General features: G+C 62.7%; 22 protein-coding genes. 9 read left to right on the top strand and 13 right to left on the bottom strand.

Going from position 1 to position 18,343, the window contains the following annotated elements; translation table 11 throughout:
* Nucleotides 1-38 precede the first annotated feature (38 nt).
* Genes Y707_RS0104810 through Y707_RS0104800 form a run of 3 tightly spaced genes read left to right on the top strand, consistent with a single transcriptional unit; the run spans nt 39 to nt 3,256 of the window.
* Nucleotides 39-1,070 carry a 1,4-dihydroxy-2-naphthoyl-CoA synthase gene (locus Y707_RS0104810; RefSeq protein WP_026534231.1) on the top strand — a complete coding sequence of 344 codons (1,032 nt, stop codon included), beginning with the start codon at nt 39-41 and terminating at the stop codon, nt 1,068-1,070.
* A 27-nt stretch (nt 1,071-1,097) separates the two neighbouring features.
* On the top strand, nt 1,098-2,336 hold the full coding sequence (menE, locus tag Y707_RS0104805; RefSeq protein ID WP_026534230.1) for an o-succinylbenzoate--CoA ligase: 1,239 nt from the start codon (nt 1,098-1,100) through the stop codon (nt 2,334-2,336).
* A 35-nt stretch (nt 2,337-2,371) separates the two neighbouring features.
* The gene (locus Y707_RS0104800) at nt 2,372-3,256 is read left to right on the top strand and encodes a 1,4-dihydroxy-2-naphthoate polyprenyltransferase (protein WP_026534229.1); all 885 of its coding nucleotides are present in this window, start codon (nt 2,372-2,374) and stop codon (nt 3,254-3,256) included.
* Between the two features lie 59 nt (nt 3,257-3,315).
* Here the strand turns inward: Y707_RS0104800 and Y707_RS23530 are convergent, their stop codons facing one another.
* Complete coding sequence (locus Y707_RS23530; protein ID WP_051441657.1) at nt 3,316-3,642, bottom strand: DUF4229 domain-containing protein; 327 nt, start codon at nt 3,640-3,642, stop codon at nt 3,316-3,318.
* 84 nt (nt 3,643-3,726) lie between these two features.
* Here Y707_RS23530 and Y707_RS23525 point away from each other — a divergent pair, with 84 nt between their 5' ends.
* Together Y707_RS23525 and Y707_RS28795 are read left to right on the top strand one after the other, a co-directional pair.
* Entirely contained in the window at nt 3,727-4,086 is a 360-nt protein-coding gene (locus Y707_RS23525; RefSeq protein WP_035780341.1) for a PLDc N-terminal domain-containing protein, read from the top strand.
* 547 nt (nt 4,087-4,633) lie between these two features.
* Nucleotides 4,634-5,023 carry a putative endonuclease domain-containing protein gene (locus Y707_RS28795; RefSeq protein ID WP_051441656.1) on the top strand — a complete coding sequence of 130 codons (390 nt, stop codon included), beginning with the start codon at nt 4,634-4,636 and terminating at the stop codon, nt 5,021-5,023.
* Nucleotides 5,024-5,217: 194 nt separating this feature from the next.
* Here Y707_RS28795 and ccsB read toward each other — a convergent pair whose 3' ends face one another.
* The 5 genes from ccsB to Y707_RS0104760 all read right to left on the bottom strand — a co-directional run bounded on the left by ccsB (nt 5,218) and on the right by Y707_RS0104760 (nt 10,273).
* Nucleotides 5,218-6,342 (bottom strand): c-type cytochrome biogenesis protein CcsB, encoded by a 1,125-nt coding sequence (ccsB, locus tag Y707_RS0104780; RefSeq protein WP_026534228.1) that lies wholly within the window; start codon nt 6,340-6,342, stop codon nt 5,218-5,220.
* Nucleotides 6,342-8,117, bottom strand: a complete 1,776-nt coding sequence (gene resB, locus Y707_RS23515; protein WP_051441655.1) for a cytochrome c biogenesis protein ResB — start codon at nt 8,115-8,117, stop codon at nt 6,342-6,344. Before resB ends, ccsB begins: the two co-directional genes overlap by 1 nt.
* Nucleotides 8,117-8,833, bottom strand: coding sequence for a cytochrome c biogenesis CcdA family protein (locus tag Y707_RS0104770; RefSeq protein ID WP_051441659.1), 717 nt, complete (start codon nt 8,831-8,833; stop codon nt 8,117-8,119). The genes resB and Y707_RS0104770 overlap by 1 nt, the downstream gene beginning before the upstream one ends.
* Before the next feature lie 92 nt (nt 8,834-8,925).
* Nucleotides 8,926-9,543: a TlpA family protein disulfide reductase gene (locus tag Y707_RS0104765; RefSeq protein ID WP_026534226.1), complete on the bottom strand. Its 618-nt coding sequence runs from the start codon at nt 9,541-9,543 to the stop codon at nt 8,926-8,928.
* A gap of 67 nt (nt 9,544-9,610) precedes the next feature.
* Nucleotides 9,611-10,273 (bottom strand): histidine phosphatase family protein, encoded by a 663-nt coding sequence (locus tag Y707_RS0104760; RefSeq protein ID WP_026534225.1) that lies wholly within the window; start codon nt 10,271-10,273, stop codon nt 9,611-9,613.
* A 226-nt stretch (nt 10,274-10,499) separates the two neighbouring features.
* Between Y707_RS0104760 and Y707_RS0104755 the strand changes: the two genes are divergently transcribed.
* The 3 genes from Y707_RS0104755 (at nt 10,500) to Y707_RS23505 (ending at nt 12,568) form a co-directional block, all read left to right on the top strand.
* Nucleotides 10,500-11,048: a YceI family protein gene (locus Y707_RS0104755; protein ID WP_026534224.1), complete on the top strand. Its 549-nt coding sequence runs from the start codon at nt 10,500-10,502 to the stop codon at nt 11,046-11,048.
* 109 nt (nt 11,049-11,157) lie between these two features.
* Nucleotides 11,158-11,589 carry a hypothetical protein gene (locus Y707_RS28790; protein ID WP_051441654.1) on the top strand — a complete coding sequence of 144 codons (432 nt, stop codon included), beginning with the start codon at nt 11,158-11,160 and terminating at the stop codon, nt 11,587-11,589.
* Nucleotides 11,590-11,746: 157 nt separating this feature from the next.
* Complete coding sequence (locus Y707_RS23505; protein WP_035780339.1) at nt 11,747-12,568, top strand: hypothetical protein; 822 nt, start codon at nt 11,747-11,749, stop codon at nt 12,566-12,568.
* A 12-nt stretch (nt 12,569-12,580) separates the two neighbouring features.
* Here Y707_RS23505 and Y707_RS0104740 read toward each other — a convergent pair whose 3' ends face one another.
* Nucleotides 12,581-13,300, bottom strand: coding sequence for a redox-sensing transcriptional repressor Rex (locus tag Y707_RS0104740; protein ID WP_026534223.1), 720 nt, complete (start codon nt 13,298-13,300; stop codon nt 12,581-12,583).
* A gap of 152 nt (nt 13,301-13,452) precedes the next feature.
* Nucleotides 13,453-13,701, bottom strand: coding sequence for a glutaredoxin family protein (locus tag Y707_RS0104735; RefSeq protein ID WP_026534222.1), 249 nt, complete (start codon nt 13,699-13,701; stop codon nt 13,453-13,455).
* 88 nt (nt 13,702-13,789) lie between these two features.
* Here Y707_RS0104735 and Y707_RS0104730 point away from each other — a divergent pair, with 88 nt between their 5' ends.
* Complete coding sequence (locus Y707_RS0104730; RefSeq protein ID WP_026534221.1) at nt 13,790-14,602, top strand: HAD family hydrolase; 813 nt, start codon at nt 13,790-13,792, stop codon at nt 14,600-14,602.
* A gap of 47 nt (nt 14,603-14,649) precedes the next feature.
* Here the strand turns inward: Y707_RS0104730 and Y707_RS29535 are convergent, their stop codons facing one another.
* The 5 genes from Y707_RS29535 to Y707_RS23500 form a co-directional block, all read right to left on the bottom strand.
* Complete coding sequence (locus tag Y707_RS29535) at nt 14,650-14,748, bottom strand: 30S ribosomal protein bS22 (RefSeq protein ID WP_003792170.1); 99 nt, start codon at nt 14,746-14,748, stop codon at nt 14,650-14,652.
* A 165-nt stretch (nt 14,749-14,913) separates the two neighbouring features.
* Nucleotides 14,914-15,126: a helix-turn-helix domain-containing protein gene (locus Y707_RS0104720; protein ID WP_026534220.1), complete on the bottom strand. Its 213-nt coding sequence runs from the start codon at nt 15,124-15,126 to the stop codon at nt 14,914-14,916.
* Nucleotides 15,127-15,310: 184 nt separating this feature from the next.
* Nucleotides 15,311-16,651, bottom strand: coding sequence for an NADP-specific glutamate dehydrogenase (gene gdhA / locus Y707_RS0104715; protein WP_026534219.1), 1,341 nt, complete (start codon nt 16,649-16,651; stop codon nt 15,311-15,313).
* Between the two features lie 115 nt (nt 16,652-16,766).
* Nucleotides 16,767-17,240 (bottom strand): ArsR/SmtB family transcription factor, encoded by a 474-nt coding sequence (locus Y707_RS0104710; protein ID WP_026534218.1) that lies wholly within the window; start codon nt 17,238-17,240, stop codon nt 16,767-16,769.
* A gap of 94 nt (nt 17,241-17,334) precedes the next feature.
* The coding region (locus Y707_RS23500) for an arginase family protein (RefSeq protein WP_081744616.1) at nt 17,335-18,343 on the bottom strand (1,009 nt) is incomplete at its 5' end.

Below are 18,343 nucleotides of genomic sequence, written 5' to 3'. Positions count from 1 at the left end.
GCCGACAAACTCCTTCCCGGCACAGATACACTCGACGGGTGACTGCAGAACTTCCCACCCAGGTTTCAGATATCTTCGATCCGCAGCGTTGGCGGGTGGTTTCCGGCTTTGAGGACTTCCAGGACATCACCTATCACCGCCAGGTCCACCGCTCAGCCCCTGCGGAGGCAACAGCCGGGAGTGCCGACGGCGGGTCCGACGGCAGCGGGTCCGGACGCAGCGGGTCCGACGGCGGCATGTCTTCCGGCGTGCGGGATCTCCCGACCGTCCGCATCGCCTTCAACCGCCCTGAGGTGCGTAACGCCTTCCGGCCCGGGACAGTCGATGAACTCTATCGGGCACTCGATCACGCCAGGATGACCCCCGACGTCGGCACGATTCTGCTCACCGGAAACGGTCCGAGTGCCAAGGACGGCGGCTGGGCATTTTGCTCCGGCGGCGACCAGCGGATCCGCGGCCGTGACGGCTACCGCTACGCGGAGGGCGAGACGCAGGAAACGGTTGATCCTGCACGCGCCGGCCGGCTGCACATTCTGGAAGTCCAGCGGCTGATCCGCACCATGCCCAAGGTGGTTATCGCCGTCGTCAATGGTTGGGCAGCGGGCGGAGGCCACAGTCTGCACGTAGTCGCCGACCTGAGTATCGCCTCCAGGGAATATGGCAAGTTCAAGCAGACCGACGCCACCGTGGGTTCATTCGACGCGGGGTATGGGTCGGCCCTGCTCGCGCGGCAGATCGGGCAGAAAGCCGCCCGGGAGATTTTCTTCCTGGCCCGGGAATATTCCGCGGACGACATGCACCGGATGGGCGCGGTCAACGAAGTCGTCGAACACGCACGCCTCGAGGCGGTCGCCCTCGAATACGCGGCGGATATCGCAAAGCAGTCCCCGCAGGCCATCCGGATGCTCAAATTCGCCTTCAACCTGCCCGACGACGGCCTGGCCGGCCAGCAAGTCTTCGCCGGAGAGGCGACCCGGCTGGCATACATGACCGACGAAGCCGTTGAGGGCAAGGAAGCCTTCCTGGAAAAGCGGGACCCGGACTGGTCCCGCTTCCCGCACTACTTCTAAATCTCCGAGAAAGCAGGGACGACGCACATGGATATCCTTCCGATCCATACCCCCGCCGGATTCAATCCGCTCGACCTGCTCAAGCCGCTGGCCGCGGTGCTCGCCGGCGAGGGACCCGTCGTCGCCCCCTACGCCACGGACGAGCCGCCGGCCAACCTGTTATCCGCTCTCTCGGACAGTTCCAGCAACGGATCAGCTCCCACCTCCAGCAACGGGTCCACCCCGGAAACCAGGCAGGAGCCGGCGGGAGCGCCATCGAACACCGCCGTCATCATCAGCACTTCCGGTTCCACCGGCCAGCCGAAGCAGACCATGCTGTCCGTCGAGTCACTCGCCGCGTCCTCAATGGCCACCGCTTTCACCCTGCGGGGGGAAGGCCAATGGTTGTCGGCGCTGCCGGTACATTATGTTGCGGGCCTGCAGGTCCTGGTCCGTTCGCTCTACGCCGGCACCAAGCCCGCAGTGATGGACATGTCCGGCGGCTTCGATACGGATGCCTTCACCTATGCGGCCGAGGAAATGACCGATCACCACCGCTACGTTTCCCTCGTGCCCACCCAGCTGCACCGCCTGCTCGACTCGCCGGATCCATCCACGATGTCGGCGCTCCGCCGGTTCAACGCCATCCTGCTCGGCGGTGGCCCTGCCAGCCCGGATCTGCTCGGGGGCGCGGCCGGCGAAGGCCTCAAGGTGGTGACAACTTACGGGATGAGCGAAACCTGCGGCGGCTGCATCTACAACGGCCGTCCGATTGACGGGGTGAAACTCAGGCTCGAGGACGGCCGGATCCGGCTCGGCGGCGACGTTGTGGCCAGCGGCTATCTCAACCAGCCTGAACTTACCCGGGCACACTTCCGTGAGGAAGACGGGACCCGCTGGTACATCACCGACGACCTTGGCGAGTTTTACGACGACGGCAAGCTGCGGGTCCTCGGCCGGATGGACGACGTCGTCATCACCGGTGGGCTGAAAATCTCCGCCAACTCGGTCCGCGAAGCAATTGAAGCGGTCGACGGCGTCGAATCTGCTTTCGTTGCCGGGATAGAAAGTGCCGAATGGGGGCACGTCGTGGCTGCCGCCGTCGTTGCTTCACCGGCAAATCAGGACGCCGTTTCCGCTGCGGTGCGCCGCGACGTCGCAGCCGAAGCTGTGCCCAAGGTCATCGAATTCGTGGCCGAACTGCCCACCCTGCCAACGGGCAAACCCGATCGGCAGCAGCTGATCCGCATGTTGGAGGAATCAGCACGCGGTCATAGGGGAGAATAGAACGTCGTTCCGCCGATCGGATGAGGAGATGAACTGTGGCCACTGCCGGTCAATGGATTGAAGGAGCACGGCTTCGCACACTGCCGATGGCGGTAGCGCCGGTGATGATCGGCAGTGCGGCGGCGTTCGAGCTGGGATCCTTCCTGCTGCTGAACGCCATCCTGGCCCTGCTCGTCGGCGTGCTCATGCAGGTCGGCGTGAACTATGCCAACGACTACTCCGACGGCATCCGCGGAACCGACGACCACCGGGTTGGGCCGCTGCGGCTGACCGCCTCCGGCACGGCGAGCGCCAAGGCGGTCAAGACCGCCGCCTTCGCCTGTTTCGGTGCAGCACTGGTCGCCGGCCTGATCCTGATCGTGCTCTCGCAGGCCTGGTGGCTGCTGCTGGTTGGCGTGGCCTGCGTGCTCGCCGGATGGGGCTATACCGGCGGCGCCAATCCGTACGGCTATCTCGGCCTGGGCGACGTCTTCGTTTTCGTCTTCTTCGGTCTGGTGGCCACCCTCGGAACCACGTATACCCAGGCGGGACAGGTAAGCCTGCCGTCATTCATCGGTGCGGTCGGCACCGGGGTGATCGCGACGGCGCTGCTGATGGCTAATAACGTGCGCGACATTCCCACCGATATCGAGGCCGGCAAACGCACCCTTGCCGTCCGGTTGGGTGACGACGCCGCCCGCATCAGTTACGTGATGATGCTGGCGTTGGCGATCTTCCTGCCATTGGTGCTGGTGGAAGACCATCCGTGGATTCTGATCGTGCTGCTGGCCGGACCGATCTGCTTGATGCCGAGCTGGCTGATGCTCAAGGGCAAGCGGCGCAAGAGCCTGATTCCAGTGCTCAAGCAGACCGGAATGATCAACCTCGCCTACAGCGCGCTGTTCAGCCTTGGGCTGGTGCTGTCAGTAGTGCTCGCCTGACTCCGGGTGTCTGAGTCCTGCTCACGGCGTCCCGGCGCCCGGGCGCGTTCCGGCAGCCGCTACGCGCTGGTGCTGGAGTCCTGGTCCCGCCTGCGGGGCGGGGCTTCGGGACGGTAAACAGGGTTGGCCGCCGAAAACGAATCCTCGGCCTCAGCATCCTTGCGTTCCGTCGCCGTCCGGATGGGCGGGGCGCTCCCGCTGAACCGGTATTGGATGGACGCGGCCGCCTCATCGCGCATCTTGGTCAGGAACAGGAAGCTGATGCAGAACGCAATGATCACCGCGACTATTGCGGAGAAAATCCAGCCGAGTCCCAGCCATAGACACAGGACCAGCACTGCTGCGGTAATTCCGAGCCGGACTGCGGTGTACTTGAAGAATGCCACGCCTCAAGTTTAGCCGCTTCGGCTCCTCCGGACCTACACGGTAGAAGCGTACGTGGGAGCTCACATCTCGATTAGAATGGGTACATGCCGCGCGTAATACTAGCCATCTTTCTGATCGCACTGATCGTCTATGCCGCGATCGACTGCATCACGGCGGATTCCAAACATGTCCGCGGTGTACCCAAGTCCGCGTGGATCGCCATCATCATTCTGCTGCCGTTGCTCGGGGCCCTGCTCTGGTTCTTCCTCGGCCGGCCCAAACACTATTCGCCGCCCGAACAAGCCCGGCGCCACCCCACTGCGCCCGATGACGACCCGAACTTCCTCCGCAATCTGGAAACCCGACGTCGGCAGCAGCAGAAGGAAGCCGAGCTGAAGGCCCGCGAAACGGAACTGAAGAACCGCGAGACGCGCTTCGACGAAGACGGTAAAGACACCAAATAGCGTTCCCTTCCCCTCGGCCCTTTGCCTGATCCGCGGACTCGTCTTCGGGCCATTTTCCACTGCCGAGGCCGCGCGACTCGGTGTCCAGCGCCAGAGAACCAGGGCCGATGACCTCCTCAATCCCACGAATGGGGTCCGCCTTCCGATTGGCGTTGCCGAAGATGTGAAATCGAGAGCGCATGCCTACGCTATTGCGGCGCCGAACGCCGTCGTAAGCCATACGACAGCGGCCCTGCTCTGGGGGGCCCGTTGCCCTTGAGCATCGAGCAGGATGACGTCATCCATCTCAGCTTCGGCGACGGAAGCCGAGGTTGCAGGCGTCGCGGTGCCCAGGGCCACCGGGTACAGCTAAGGCCTGGCGATACCGTACAGGGACGGTTGTTTACGGCCACCTCGCCGGAGCGGACGTGGGTCGATCTTGCGTCCTTGCTCACCTTGGACGAGTTGATCATTGCCGGAGATTACCTCGTCCGCCGGCGGAATCCGCTCAGCACCATGGACGCCTTAAGGAACCAGGTCGGACATATGGGGAGACCGCAAAGGCATAGTGTCCTCCCGTGCGGCGCTTGGATGGATTCGCCACCGCACCGACTCCGCGAAAGAGACCGAACTGCGGCTGCTCCTGGTCCGAGCGGGATTGCCGGAACCGTCCATCAATGTGGCGATTCTGGATGAACGGGGTGAGTGGGTACAGGATCCGGACATGAGCTACCAGAGTCTGAGGATAGCCATGCAGTACGATGGCGGCCATCACATCACAGAAATGCAGCGCAGATCCGACATTCTGCGGGATGATCGGGCCGCAGAACTCGATTGGCTCGTTCTGAAGTACAGCCAACTCGACCTGAAGCCTCTCGGGAACGGTGAACCATCAGCAGTGACGAAAACCCGCAGGGCATTGCTGGACCGCGGCTGGGTGCAGCACCCGGCGGCCTAGCGCAAATGAAATCCCGGCCTACCAGGATGATTGGCCACCAACGTCAATTGAATGGACACTAATGGTTGTTTTGCGGCATCAGAACAACCATTGGGGCCCACTCAGTCCTAAATAGTTCGATGAGGCGGGGGCAGGGCTGTCAGACCGACCAGGAGCTATCACGGGCTACCAGCGCGGTCACAGACCGCGCGGCGCTAGATTCCGGAGTAGGAGTGCAGCCCGGAGAAGAATACGTTGACGATGGCGAAGTTGAAGATGATGCACAGGTAGCCGACGATGCACAGCCATGCCGCACGCGTACCGGTCCAGCCCCGCGTTGCCCGCGCGTGCAGGTACCCGGCGAAGACCACCCAAATGACAAACGTCCATACTTCCTTGGTGTCCCAGCCCCAGTACCGCCCCCAGGCCTCTTCGGCCCAGATAGCTCCCGCCATGAGCGTGAACGTCCACAGCACGAATGCCACGGCATTGATCCGGTAGGCAAGGTTTTCCAGGCTCAGCGACGCCGGGACGCGCCGCATGAAATCCATTCCGGGTGTTTCCCCGGCGGCCAGGGCGGCTTCACGGCGGGCCTGCATCAGCTGCAGAACGGACATCGAGAAGGTCAGCGTAAACAGCGCGGAAGCAGTGACCGCCACCGAAACGTGAATGATCAGCCAGTAACTCTGCAGTGCCGGAACGAGGTTCCCGACAGGGGTGGGGAAACCGATGGTCGCGGCACAAAGCATGATCAGCACCAGGCCGAGCACGAACGTTCCCAGGAACCGCAGATCCCGGCGGGTCAGCGTCAGCAGGAAGATCCCCGCCACCACCAATGCACCGGTCGTGCAGAACTCGTACATGTTGCCCCAAGGCACCCGGCCTGCAGCTATTCCGCGGCTGAGGACGGCGGCCAGATGCACCACGAACGCGAGGATCGTGACGGCAACGCCGATCCGGGCGCCGATGCGGCGTTCCTTGGTATATTCCATCGAGTCGCCGGCCACCGTGTCGGTTACTCCAGCTCCCCTGCCGGATCCGATCCGCGCCAGGCGGTCGGCCGGTCCGGTCAGTCCCTCGTACCGGGGCTCGCTATCGCCTGAACCAGCGGCCATGGCGGGAACCTTCGCCGTCGTGCCTTCCTGAGCATTGCCGGCAGCCGTGGCGTCACCGGATCCCGCAGCGGCACGTTGGGCGGCCGCACGCTGGTCAATGGCCTTGAGCGTCTTGCTGCTGCTCGCCATGTCCCACGCGAATCCAAGGAACGCGACCAGGTAAGTCAGCGCAGCCAACAGCATGAACAGATCGCTGTATTCGCCGAGGGCTTCGTTGATTCCCATTACTTTTCCTCACGTACATCGTGTTGTCGCCCGACATTTCCAGCCGGTTCGCCGGTACTCTCCGGTATGGTCTGAGCCAGCCACTTCTTATCGAACTGGCTCCGCAGCGTTTTTTGCTCGCCCTCGAGCCTGTAATCCTCACCGCGGGCCAGCAGACCGTATTCCACCATTGTGCGCCCATCCTCGTGGGTACCAGCGCGGACCCAGGCACGCCGGCGTCCAATGAACAACGACATGATCAGGCCGAGCAGCGCCAGCGATGAGGTGATCAGAGCGGCAAGCTTGGCCGGGTCATGATGAATATCCAGGGCGACGTACCGCTTCAGCCCGTCGAAGGAAATCGAGCCCTTGCCTTCGGGCAGCTCGTACGTTTCGTTGGCCCGCAGGACGATCCCGCCCGAGTCGAGCTGCCGGCCGTTGAGCTGATTGAGCTCCGACACATCCAGCGCGTAAACGTTCTTCGGGTCCCCGCCGTCGAGGCCGAGATCGCCGTAGTAGGAGTCGAGCAGCAGCTGCGGGTTGAGCGGATCAGGATCGCTCGCGATGGTTCGTCCGTCCTCGCCGACGACGGCGGTCGGGAGGAACAGCCCGACGAAGCCCAGCTGCGAGGGCTTCGCATCCGGCGCCTTGATCACGATGCTGGAGGTGTATGCGCCGTCGCTGGGAACCGAGACCACCGGACCCTGGTAAGCGATATTGCCATTCCCACCGCGCACGGTGACGACCGGGGCGTAACCATTGCCGACGAGGTAGACGCTGGTGCCGCCGACGGTGAGCGGTTCATTGACCTTGAGGACCTGCTTCTCCGGCTCGGCGCCGGGAGCGGGCGTAGTGGTCATCTTCGCCGTAAAACTCAGCGGCTGGCCGTAGTTAGCCTCCGACTGCCGCTCGAACTCGACGTTGAAATCGTCGAGCCGGAGCGAGTACGGGTCCAGCTGCCCCTTATCGAAATTCGCACCCGGTTCGAACGAGTCATAACCGACCAAGGTATTAACGAAGGTCTCGCCCTCGACGATGATCTTCTGCCCGCTGTATCCAAACAGCCCGCCGATCGCGACCGAGAGCAGCACCCCGATCAGCGCGGTGTGGAAGAGCAGGTTCCCGACTTCCTTCATGAAGCCCCGCTCGGCACCGACGGACGGCCGGCCGCCGCCGAGATCCCGCGTATCGACCCGGTAACCGCGCTTCTTCAGTATCGCCGCAGCGTCTTGAACAGCGGACGACGCCGTGACCCCGGCATCCGCTGGAATGGCCAGCGCTCCGTAGTGCGGCAGCCTGGAGAGCCTCCGCGGGGTGCGCGGCGGCTGCGAACGCATCGCCTTCGCATGCTGCGCCGTGCGCGGAATCACGCAGCCGATCAACGAGATGAACAGCAGCAAGTAAATTGCCGAGAACCAGACGGAGGAATACACATCGAACAGCTGGAAACGGTCCAGCCACGGACCGGATACGGGGTTGTCTTCGATGTACTGGGTAACGACGGAGGGGTTGGCCGGCCGCTGCGGGAAGAGGGAACCCGGGACCGCGGCCACCGCCAGCAGCAGGAGCAGGAACAGGGCCGTGCGCATGCTCGTCAGCTGACGCCAGACAAAACGGATCGTGCCGAAGAAACCAAGAGCAGGAAGGACGACGTCGTTATTGCCGCCTTTACCTCCGCCGTTGCCGCGGCCCTTGCCACCGCCGGCGGAACCGCCACCGCCGTTGCTGCCTGCACCTTCGGCGCCGGCGGCGTGGGCACCGCTCTTCATCTCTTCGTCCTGAACAGACTTGCTCATCAGATCGGCAACCTTACTTCATTGGCAAACCAGTCCTGCAGCTGCGAGACCCAGGCCCCCCACAACCCGGTCACCATCAGGAGACCGAGGACAATCAGCAGCCCGCCGCCGAAGCGCTGCAAGGTGAGCCGGTGCCGACGGAAGAAGTCCAAGGCGCCCATCCCGCGGCGCACACCCAGTGCAATCAGCAGGAACGGCACGCCCAGCCCGAGGCAGTAGATAAAGGTCAGGAAGGCGCCCCGGGCGGCACCGGCACCATCCGAGAAAGCGAGTGCCTGGACGGCGGAGAGTGTCGGCCCAATACACGGCGCCCAGCCAAGTCCAAAGGTGATACCCAGCAGCGGGGCACCCCACAGGCCGGCCGGTGCCTTGGAACGGACTTTTGCCTCCTGCTGGAACCAGGACAGACCGCCCATGAAAACGACGCCCATCAGGATGACCAGCACACCGAGCACCTGCGTAACCCACGCCTGGTCTGAACTCTGCAGCCAGGCCCCAAGCTGCCCGAAAATGGCGCCGATCAACACGAACACGGCGGAGAAGCCAAGGACAAACAGCCCGATTCCGGCCAGCATCCGTCCACGTTTCTGCTGCTCAAGGTCGACGCCGGTCAGCCCGCTGACGTAGCCCAGGTAACCGGGCACAAGCGGCAGCACACAGGGCGAGGCAAAGGAGACAAGACCCGCCAGCAACGCCACCGGAACGGCGAGGAGCATTGATCCGCCGAGCACGGTCTCGGCGAACGGATTGGCCGCCGCAGGAACCGATATACCGGTCAGGGCAGCAGAGAGGGTGGCCGGATTCACTCTTAGGCAGCCAACGCGTCAGTGATCAGGGTGTCCAGAGTGCTCTTGTCGGCAACGCCAAGAATCCTGGCGGCAACCCGGCCCTGCTTGTCCAGCACGATCGTTGTGGGCACGGCCTGCGGCGGCACATATTCGGTCATCGCCAGCAGCACTCCCCCATCCTGGTCGTTGATGCTGGGGTATTTGATGCCGAAGTTCCGCTCGAATGCCTGAGCGGTGGCCTTGCTGTCACGGAGGTTGACGCCGAAGAACTGCGCGCCGTCGTCCTTGTGTTTTTTGTACAGGGCCTTCAAGTCCGGCGCTTCCAGCCGGCATGGCGCACATGCGGCGTACCAGAAGTTCAGGACGGTGACCTCGCCCTTCCAGTCGTTCGAGTTGACCTTGGTGCCGTTATACAGCTCGGCCTCCAGCTCGACTGGTTCACCCCGCGTTTCCGGTGCGTATTCGGTAACGGACCCGTCGCCGGCTATGTAGTTCTTGTTGTCCCCGGCCGCGGCCTGCTGGGCCAGCGGGTCCTCCGCAGTGCAGGCGGTCAACGGCAGGGAAAGCGCCAGGACGACGGCGGCCAGGCGCGCGGCAAGGCGGCCCTTACCCGGGCGTTTGTGCTGTGGATCAGGCATTCTCACGGCGTCTTTCGTCGCTTTCATCGCTGCAGTGCTGTCAATTCTACAACGCGTAGTACAAGCATTATGCTCCCGGAATATTTGCAGCACCTGGGAGGAGGTCGGCCGCCGGCTCACTGTAGTCGACGTCGACAATTGTTTCGTCGTCGAAAGTCAACGACGTTATGGACGCCAGCGCGCACGTGCGGCGCCGCGGATCGTGCCACAGCCTGCGCTTTTCCGCAGCCCGGCGGGTCACCCAGATCGGAAGCTGGTGGCTGACCATCACCGCTTCGGCGCCGTCGCCGCCAAGTTCAACCGCGCGGGCGCGCGCTTCCTCAACAGCTTCCATCACTCGTTCAACCTGGTCCTTATAGGGCTCGCCCCAGGACGGTTTCATCGGATTGACCAGGTGCCGCCAATGTTTGGTGTGGCGCAGTTCCGCCCGGGTGACCGCGATGCCTTCGAACCGGTTCTTCGCTTCGATAATACGGTCGTCGGTCACCACGCCCAGGCCGAGCATCTCCGCCGTCGGCGCCGCCGTTTCCTGCGCACGGGTCAATGGGGACGAAACGATGTAAACGATGTCGGAGCCGGCATCAGCGCGCTTCTTGAACTCGTCCGCGGCGCGTTCGGCCATCTTGCGGCCCAACTCGGAAAGGTGGAACTCGGGAAGGCGTCCGTACAGCAACCGGTCGGGGTTGTGGACTTCGCCGTGGCGGAGCATGTGAACGATGGCGCGGGACATGCCTTCCAGTTTCTCAAAGTTCGCACCTATTCACGAACCGCAGGCGCTGTGCCACCTTCAGATGTCGAACTAATCACCAACTTCGACGATAAATAATTCAGGCAAGGTGGAATAAAAGATGCAAATGCATGCTTTTACCCTGTGAAGGCAATGAGAACGACGCCGGCGCACCGCTTGGCCATCATCGCCCACCTTGAAAAATATGCAGCTTCAAAAGGAGAAAACTATGTCTGTCCCCACCGGTCTGACCACAGGAACCTGGACCCTCGATGGATCGCACAGCGAGGTTGGCTTCACCGTCCGCCACGCCGGCATCAGCAAGGTCCGTGGACACTTCGACGACGTCGACGCCTTCCTTGAGGTCGGCGAGACTCTTGACCGCTCGCGGATCAAGGCCACCGCGAAGATTGCGAGCTTCAGCTCCAAAGACGCCAACCGCGATGCCCACGTCAAGGGCGAGGACTTCTTTGACGCCGAGAAGTACCCGGAGATGACCTTCGTCGCCACCGACGTCTCAGGCTCCGGCGAGACCTACAAGGTCACCGGTGACCTCACCATTCGGGACACTACCAAGCCCGTTATTTTTGAGACCGAGTTCAACGGCGTTGCCGTGGACCCCTTCGGCGCAACCCGTGCAGGCTTCTCCGGCAGCACCGTTATCAACCGCAAGGACTTCGGTCTGACCTGGAATGCTGCCCTCGAAACGGGCGGCGTCCTCGTCGGCGACAAGGTGACCATCAACCTCGATGTTGCCTTCGTGGCTCCCAGCGAGTAATCACCGCTACGGCGCGTTGAGCGGCCGTCCGGCCTGTTTCCTTTCGGATCCGGGCCGGGCGGCCGCTTTCATCTATTAACGACGCCTCTGCCGGGCTAGAGTTTTAGGTATGAGCACTTCAGACAACCCGAAACCCAGCCTGACGCAACGGCTGGTCAATACCGAGGGCATCCCCCAGGACGTCAAGATGTCGTACCTGCTGTGGGTGATCGGCGCGTTCCTGTCCATCGTCGCGGCGGCTTTTATCCTCATCAGCCCGTCCACCCCCTTGGGGGTCGGCATCATTGGGTTGCTGTTCGCCCTTCTCTTCGCGGGTCTGTACATATACTTCGCCCTGAGAATGAAAGAGGGCGCTGCATGGGCGCGCATGGTCCTGACGGTATTGGCGAGCCTGTCTGCCGCGGGCATCGTCGTCAACATGTTAAGCGGGAACTTCGGCTTCAACCTCCTCGGACCAATCATTGCCGTGATCGCGACCATCCTGATGTGGTCCCGCAACGCCCGCCCGTGGTTCAACCGCTACCCACCCGTGCGTCGCTGACTCCGCCGTGGGGCCGGCGGGCGGATCGGGGCACCTTGCGCCGGATATCTGCCGGTACCGCACGGCTGAGCGGTAGGGTTGAACCAGACCTTGCCGTGGCCTGGGCACTACCTGGCAAGGTGCTTCTAAAAACAGTCTCAGACGATAGGACGAAACCATGAGCAACCCTCCGCAGGACCCGAACCAACCGCGGGACCCGGACAAAGATCCGTACGGCGATCAGGGCCGGCAGGGACAGGATCCGGATCCACAGCAGCCGGCCGCCCCGGATTACGGCTCCGGACAGCCCACGGGTGATCCGCAGCAGTCGCCATGGGACCGTCCGCAGCACAACCAGCCGCAGTATGGCGAGAACGCTCCCGGTTACGGCCAGCCACGGCCGGGCCAGTCCGTCGCAGGTTCACAGCCGCCGCTGGAACACCAGAACCCGGCGGGCCAGCCGCAGTCCCCATACGGTTACCAGTCAGCCCAGCCAAGTGGTTACGGCTATCCGGGCGGTCAGGCACAGTTCCAGCAGCCCGGGCCGGTGTCGCGGCCCAAGGAAGTCGACCTGGCTTTCTGGCTGATCATTGGTGCCGCAATCGTGACGGCCATCAGCGCAATAGTCAGTCTGACCACTCTGGGATCGCCGGAGACGATGGACCAGTTCGAATCCATCATGGGTCAGCAGGGCGGCGAAGTCCCGATCGACACTGAAGCCTTGGTCGGCCTCGTCGGCACCCTGACGGTTGTTTTCGCGCTGATCGGCATTGGGCTCTATCTGCTCATCGCCTTCATGGTGCGCAAGGGCAAAAACTGGGCACGGATCACGGCCACTGTGCTCGCGGCGCTGTCTGTGCTGACCCTCATCGGATCCGGAGTCCTGACGTGGATTGCCGTGCTCCTGGGCATTGCCGCCGTCGTACTGCTGTTCATGCCGGCGTCCAGCAACTACTTCAATGCCGTCAAGGCTCAAAAGTACAGCGGTTACGGCCAGTAGCTCCTCAGTGGATTAGTTCGCAGTGCGGGCGGAGGATCCGGGTTCGATTTCCGGATGCTGCGCCCGTTGTGCGTGGTAGGCCAGAATCTGCAGTTCAGTGGCCATGTCCACTTTCCGGACCTGGACGTTATCCGGAACCTGAAGTACAACCGGCGCGAAATTCAGAATGCTGCTAACGCCCGACGCCACCACGCGGTCGCATAATTCCTGCGCCACCGAGGCCGGCACGGCCAGCACTACCATGTTGGCCCGGGTCCGCCGGATAACCGCTTCCAGGTCGTTGGCGTGGCTGACCCGCAGCCACCCGACCTCACTGCCGACCACCATCTGATCCGCATCGAACAGGGCTACGACTTCGAACCCCCGGGACTCAAACCCGGTGTAACCGGCGAGGGCGCGGCCGAGGTTACCTGCACCGACAATCGCGACCCGCCAATCCTGGTTCAGCCCCAGCGCTGCGGAAATCTGCCGGTATAGGTATTGCACGTCGTAGCCCACGCCCCTGGTGCCATAGGAGCCCAGATACGACAGGTCCTTGCGCAGGATGGAGGAATTTACACCCGCCGCTCCGGCCAGCTCTTCAGAAGAAACCCGTTCGACGCCGTCGGCCAGCAGGTTGTTAAGTGCCCGGAGATACAGGGTCAGCCGGGCGAGTGAAGCAGGCGGGATTTCGCGTGCGGGAACCGGGACGGGTTCAGGCCGCGGCCGTGAAGATGTGTCCTGCGAAGTCACCGGTATCGCTCCATAGCTCATGTCGCCGGCACCCGGTTGAGGCGCCTGCCCCTGCCACGGTTGATATGCGCGGCAGGTATTTCCACTTTAGGCCGCGGCTGACCTGCCACAAAGTCGGGACTTCGCATGGCGTTATCCGGAAGCATGCTCCATTAGCTGCTCAGAAGCCTGCGCAGCCGGACCTCGTCGATCTGCCAGAAGTCCCGCTGCACGCCATCGATCAGCAACACCGGGATTTCCTCGCCGTACTGCTCTGACAAGGTTTCGTCTCCCGCGATGGAGACTTCCTCCCAGTCCACCTCCAGATCCGCTGCCACCCGGCGGACCGTATCGCGTGCCGCGTCGCACAGGTGGCACTGAGGCCTGGTCAAAAGTGATAACCGGTGCTTGGATTCGGGCATATGCCCAAACTACCGGCTATTGCGGAAACACTGGAAACGCTCATAGCGGCCGCGGCACGCACCCGCGGCAGTGATTAGACTCGTGGGTATGCCCGAATCAGCCTTGGAGAATGCCGCGGAAAACCCGGCTCCCTCCGCACAGCAGGCCGGGGCTGCTTTTTTCGACGTCGACAACACCATGATGCGCGGCGCAAGCCTCTTCCACGTCGCACGGAAGATGTATCAACGCAGGGCCTTCCGGATGCGGGACGTCGCGGGTTTCGCATGGAAACAGATCATGTTCAGCGTCCGCGGCGAGAACATGAATGATGTTCACTCCATCAGGGAGTCCGCCCTGGCCTTCGCAACCGGGATTGCCGCCAAGGATATCGAGATCCTGGGCGAGGAAGTCTACGACGAGATGATCGTCTCCCGGATTTGGCCGGGGACCCGCGCTTTGGCCGGCCAGCATGTCAAAGCCGGCCGCAAGGTGTGGTTGGTGACGGGCACGCCGATCGAGGTGGCCCGTGTCATTGCGCAGCGACTCGGCCTGACCGGCGCGCTGGGAACAGTCGGAGAAATCACCGACGGTCTTTACACCGGAAAACTGGTCGGCGACTTCCTGCACGGTCCCGCCAAGGCCGTGGCAGTGACGGCCCTGGCGGACGTTGAAGGCCTCAATCTGGAGGACTGCTGGGCCTACAGCGACTCGTTCAATGACATCCCGCTACTGTCGGTCGTGGGCCATCCGGTGGCCATCAACCCGGACACCAGGTTGCGCCGGCACGCCCGGGACAACAATTGGCCGGTTTATGACTTCCGCAGTGGCCGGAGGGCCGCCACACTTGGCCTGCGGACCGCGACCGGCGCGGGTATCGTCTACGGGGCATGGAAGAGCCTGGATAAATACCGGCGGCGTTAAGCAACAACGCCCGCCATCGAAATGGCGGGCGGCTGGCCCTCGGGCGCCTACTTTTTGTTGCGGCGCTGGTGGCGGGTCTTGCGAAGCAGCTTGCGGTGCTTCTTCTTTGCCATACGCTTGCGGCGCTTCTTAATGACTGAACCCATGAGTCCTCACAAACTTTTCGTTCTGTACTCGCGGCACTATGCCACGAGATTCCTACGATGACGTAAAACGTTCTTTAACAGGGTACCGCGTCCCAGCGGGTGCAGCAGAACGTAGCAATTTCCTGTGCCGTGGGAGCACAGTTCCTTCGCCTGCGGTCCGGATTGCTACGCCGTGTCTGACTGTCCCTCGACCCGGGCTTCCTTGACATAGTCGGTGACGGCCGACTCGGGCACCCGGTAGGAGCGGCCGAACTGAACAGCCGGCATTTCACCGGAATGAACGAGACGGTAGACGGTCATCTTGGACACCCGCATAAGCTGGGCTACTTCCGATACAGTCAAGAATCGCACGTCTGAGAAGTTTTGCTCCTCTGCCATCTCCGTTAGTCCTTTGCTCCAAAATGATTCCTCGGACACCGCATACGAGATCCGTGCGTTCACCGTGTCGTAAACACACACTCTAGAGGTTACTCGTGAATAAGCGAAAGTCGGGTGGTTTGTACCACCCGCAGTGTACCGCGGCTAGAGGTAGGACGTAGTGAGTAATACCACCCGGCCGGACTTAGATGACGCCTTGGGCCAGCATCGCGTCCGCGACTTTCACGAACCCGCTGATATTCGCGCCGACCACGTAATTTCCCGGCTTACCGTACTCATCAGCTGTCGCAGCGCACCGGTCGTGGATGCCAACCATGATATCCGTCAGGCGCTCCTCGGTGTATTCGAACGTCCATGCGTCCCGGCTGGCGTTCTGCTGCATCTCAAGTGCAGATGTCGCCACACCGCCCGCATTTGCCGCCTTACCAGGTCCAAACAGCACGCCGGCGTCGTGGAAGATGTCCGCTGCCTTGCTGGTGCAGGGCATGTTCGCCCCCTCTGCGACCGCGACCAGTCCGGACTTGACCAGCTTGGCGGCATCCGCCTCGTCAAGCTCGTTTTGGGTAGCGCAGGGCAGTGCCACTGTGACGTCGACATCCCAGACGGAGCCGCCCTCAACAAACTTTACGGAGCCACCACGGCGTTCCGCGTAGTCACTAATACGGCCGCGCTCAACTTCCTTGATCTGCTGCAGGAGTTCGACGTCGATTCCGTCCTCGTCGACCACGTAGCCGGACGAGTCGGAACAAGTGACTACCGACGCACCAAGCGCCTGGGACTTTGCGATGGCGTGAATGGCCACATTACCCGCCCCTGACACAGCAACCCGCTGGCCGTCAAAGGTCTGGTTCCGGGTCCGCAGCATTTCCTGCGTGAAGAGGACCGTGCCGTAGCCAGTGGCCTCCGGCCGGACCAGGGAACCACCCCACGTAACGCCTTTGCCGGTCAGCACACCGGACTCGTAACGATTGGTAATCCGCTTGTACTGGCCAAACAGGTAGCCGATCTCACGGCCCCCGACGCCGATATCGCCTGCCGGCACGTCGGTGTATTCGCCGATGTGGCGGTACAGCTCCGTCATAAAGGACTGGCAGAAACGCATGATCTCGCCGTCGCTGCGGCCGCGCGGATCAAAGTCGGCGCCGCCCTTGCCTCCGCCGATCGGCATCCCGGTCAGGGCATTCTTGAAAATCTGCTCGAACCCAAGGAACTTAATGATGCCGAGGTAGACCGATGGGTGGAAGCGCAGGCCGCCCTTGTACGGGCCAAGCGCCGAGTTGAACTCCACGCGGAAGCCGCGGTTGATTTGCACCTGGCCTGAGTCATCGACCCACGGAACCCGGAAAATGATTTGACGTTCAGGCTCGCAGATCCGTTCCAGGATGGATGCGTCGGCGAATTCCGGGTGCTTGTCGAGCACGGGAACGAGGCTCGAGAAAACCTCGGCGACGGCCTGGTGGAATTCGTTCTCTCCGGGATTGCGCTCCAGCACAATCTCCCGCACACTTTCCAACCGTGTATCCATTTTCGCCTCCTGCTAGGTACGCTGCGGCCCTCCAGGACCGGTAGGTTCAGTTCAAACTATTGCAACTATAGGGCCAGCGCCGTCCGGTGACTTTATTCGTTACGGCCGCCCTGCGTCAGCCATCTTTACGGCGGCGAAGCTTGGGAAGGCTGGAAAACAAGTCCGCGGCGCGACCGGCAGCCCGGCCGACGCTGCGCTGGAATGGTTGGGGCGCGTGCCCGTCGGCAGATACGTAATCTGCGGCAACGGCAGTCGGTACGGCGGGTTGTTCCGCTGACGCACCATTGGAAGAGGCTGGTGCGGCTGGTGCGGCTGCTCCCCCGGAAGGCGCGACGTCGAACCAGGCCAGCCACGTGGCGACCGTGGCCAACGGGCCGGGCTCCAAAGCGTAATACCGCTTTTGACCCTCGGCGCGCATGCTGACCAGACCGGCGTCGCGCAAGACTTTTAAGTGCTTGGAAACAGTGGGTTGACTAACGCCCATTTCCTCCACGAGTTCCCCGACTGCCTTATCACCGGTGCGCAGCGACGTCAGAATCCCGCGGCGCGTTGATTCGGCGATGACGGCAAAGACATCATCAATCACCATTCCATTACCCTAGCCATATATAACCGCCATGGCATCCCTCCACGGCGGAACAAAGACGGAATATCTCCCCAATCGTTATTCATAGCGGCGCCGCTCAATCGAACCACGGGTCGAGTCCGTAGAGCGGAAAGACTTCCTTACGGGTTGCCATGACCGTCCGGTCCACGTCGTCGTTAGGGTCGTAACCGACCTCCCAGGAACGCCACCAGAGGTCGACGTCGTCGCCCATCAGCAGTGGGGCAGTGACGCCGTAACGAGCCTCCACATACTCGCGCCACGCCTCCGGCACAGGAGCAGCCAATGAAACCGGGGCACCGGTGGCAACTGCGACCAGATGGCTCCAGGCGCGGGGAACGACATTCGTGAGGCTGTACCCTCCTCCCCCGGTGGCCAGCCAGCGGCCTTCGCAATACTGTTCCGCAAGGCCGCGGATGCTGATGGCTGCCTGCCGCTGCGCATCCACGCTGATGCCTAAATGACTGAGCGGGTCAAGGAAATGACCGTCACAGCCGTGCTGGCTGACAATCGCTTCCGGGGCGAACGCTTCGGCGAGCTGCGGCACGACGGCGTGGAAGGCGCGCAGCCACCCGCCGTCGCCGGTGGAGGCCGGCAGTGCCACATTCACCGCCGTTCCCTGCGCGTCCGGTCCGCCGATCTCATTGGCGAAACCGGTCCCGGGAAACAGCCGCATGCCTGTCTCGTGCAGCGAGATGGTTATTACCCGTGGGTCATCCCAGAAGATACTCTCGGTGCCATCGCCGTGATGGGCATCGACGTCGATATAAAGCACTCTGCTGAGGCCGCCGTCGAGCAAGCGCTGGATTGCGGCGGCGGCGTCATTGTAGATACAGAAGCCGCTGGCACGGTCCCGGCGGGCGCCGGTGGAGGCCGGCAGTGCCACATTCACCGCCGTTCCCTGCGCGTCCGGTCCGCCGATCTCATTGGCGAAACCGGTCCCGGGAAACAGCCGCATGCCTGTCTCGTGCAGCGAGATGGTTATTACCCGTGGGTCATCCCAGAAGATACTCTCGGTGCCATCGCCGTGATGGGCATCGACGTCGATATAAAGCACTCTGCTGAGGCCGCCGTCGAGCAAGCGCTGG

The sequence above is a fragment of the Arthrobacter sp. H14 genome, from assembly GCF_000520495.1.
Lineage (GTDB): Bacteria > Actinomycetota > Actinomycetes > Actinomycetales > Micrococcaceae > Arthrobacter_C.
This window is presented reverse-complemented; position numbering and strand designations above follow the sequence as displayed.

Excerpts from the sequence above, each read along its gene's own strand:
- menE (WP_026534230.1), top strand. The coding sequence starts at position 1,098 with ATGGATATCCTTCCGATCCATACCCCCGCCGGATTCAATCCGCTCGAC.
- Y707_RS23525 (WP_035780341.1), top strand. The coding sequence starts at position 3,727 with ATGCCGCGCGTAATACTAGCCATCTTTCTGATCGCACTGATCGTCTAT.
- ccsB (WP_026534228.1), bottom strand. The coding sequence starts at position 6,342 with ATGGGAATCAACGAAGCCCTCGGCGAATACAGCGATCTGTTCATGCTG.
- resB (WP_051441655.1), bottom strand. The coding sequence starts at position 8,117 with ATGAGCAAGTCTGTTCAGGACGAAGAGATGAAGAGCGGTGCCCACGCC.
- Y707_RS0104770 (WP_051441659.1), bottom strand. The coding sequence starts at position 8,833 with ATGCTCCTCGCCGTTCCGGTGGCGTTGCTGGCGGGTCTTGTCTCCTTT.
- Y707_RS0104765 (WP_026534226.1), bottom strand. The coding sequence starts at position 9,543 with ATGCCTGATCCACAGCACAAACGCCCGGGTAAGGGCCGCCTTGCCGCG.
- Y707_RS0104760 (WP_026534225.1), bottom strand. The coding sequence starts at position 10,273 with ATGTCCCGCGCCATCGTTCACATGCTCCGCCACGGCGAAGTCCACAAC.
- Y707_RS0104755 (WP_026534224.1), top strand. The coding sequence starts at position 10,500 with ATGTCTGTCCCCACCGGTCTGACCACAGGAACCTGGACCCTCGATGGA.
- Y707_RS28790 (WP_051441654.1), top strand. The coding sequence starts at position 11,158 with ATGAGCACTTCAGACAACCCGAAACCCAGCCTGACGCAACGGCTGGTC.
- Y707_RS23505 (WP_035780339.1), top strand. The coding sequence starts at position 11,747 with ATGAGCAACCCTCCGCAGGACCCGAACCAACCGCGGGACCCGGACAAA.
- Y707_RS0104735 (WP_026534222.1), bottom strand. The coding sequence starts at position 13,701 with ATGCCCGAATCCAAGCACCGGTTATCACTTTTGACCAGGCCTCAGTGC.
- Y707_RS0104730 (WP_026534221.1), top strand. The coding sequence starts at position 13,790 with ATGCCCGAATCAGCCTTGGAGAATGCCGCGGAAAACCCGGCTCCCTCC.
- Y707_RS29535 (WP_003792170.1), bottom strand. The coding sequence starts at position 14,748 with ATGGGTTCAGTCATTAAGAAGCGCCGCAAGCGTATGGCAAAGAAGAAG.
- Y707_RS0104720 (WP_026534220.1), bottom strand. The coding sequence starts at position 15,126 with ATGGCAGAGGAGCAAAACTTCTCAGACGTGCGATTCTTGACTGTATCG.
- gdhA (WP_026534219.1), bottom strand. The coding sequence starts at position 16,651 with ATGGATACACGGTTGGAAAGTGTGCGGGAGATTGTGCTGGAGCGCAAT.
- Y707_RS0104710 (WP_026534218.1), bottom strand. The coding sequence starts at position 17,240 with ATGGTGATTGATGATGTCTTTGCCGTCATCGCCGAATCAACGCGCCGC.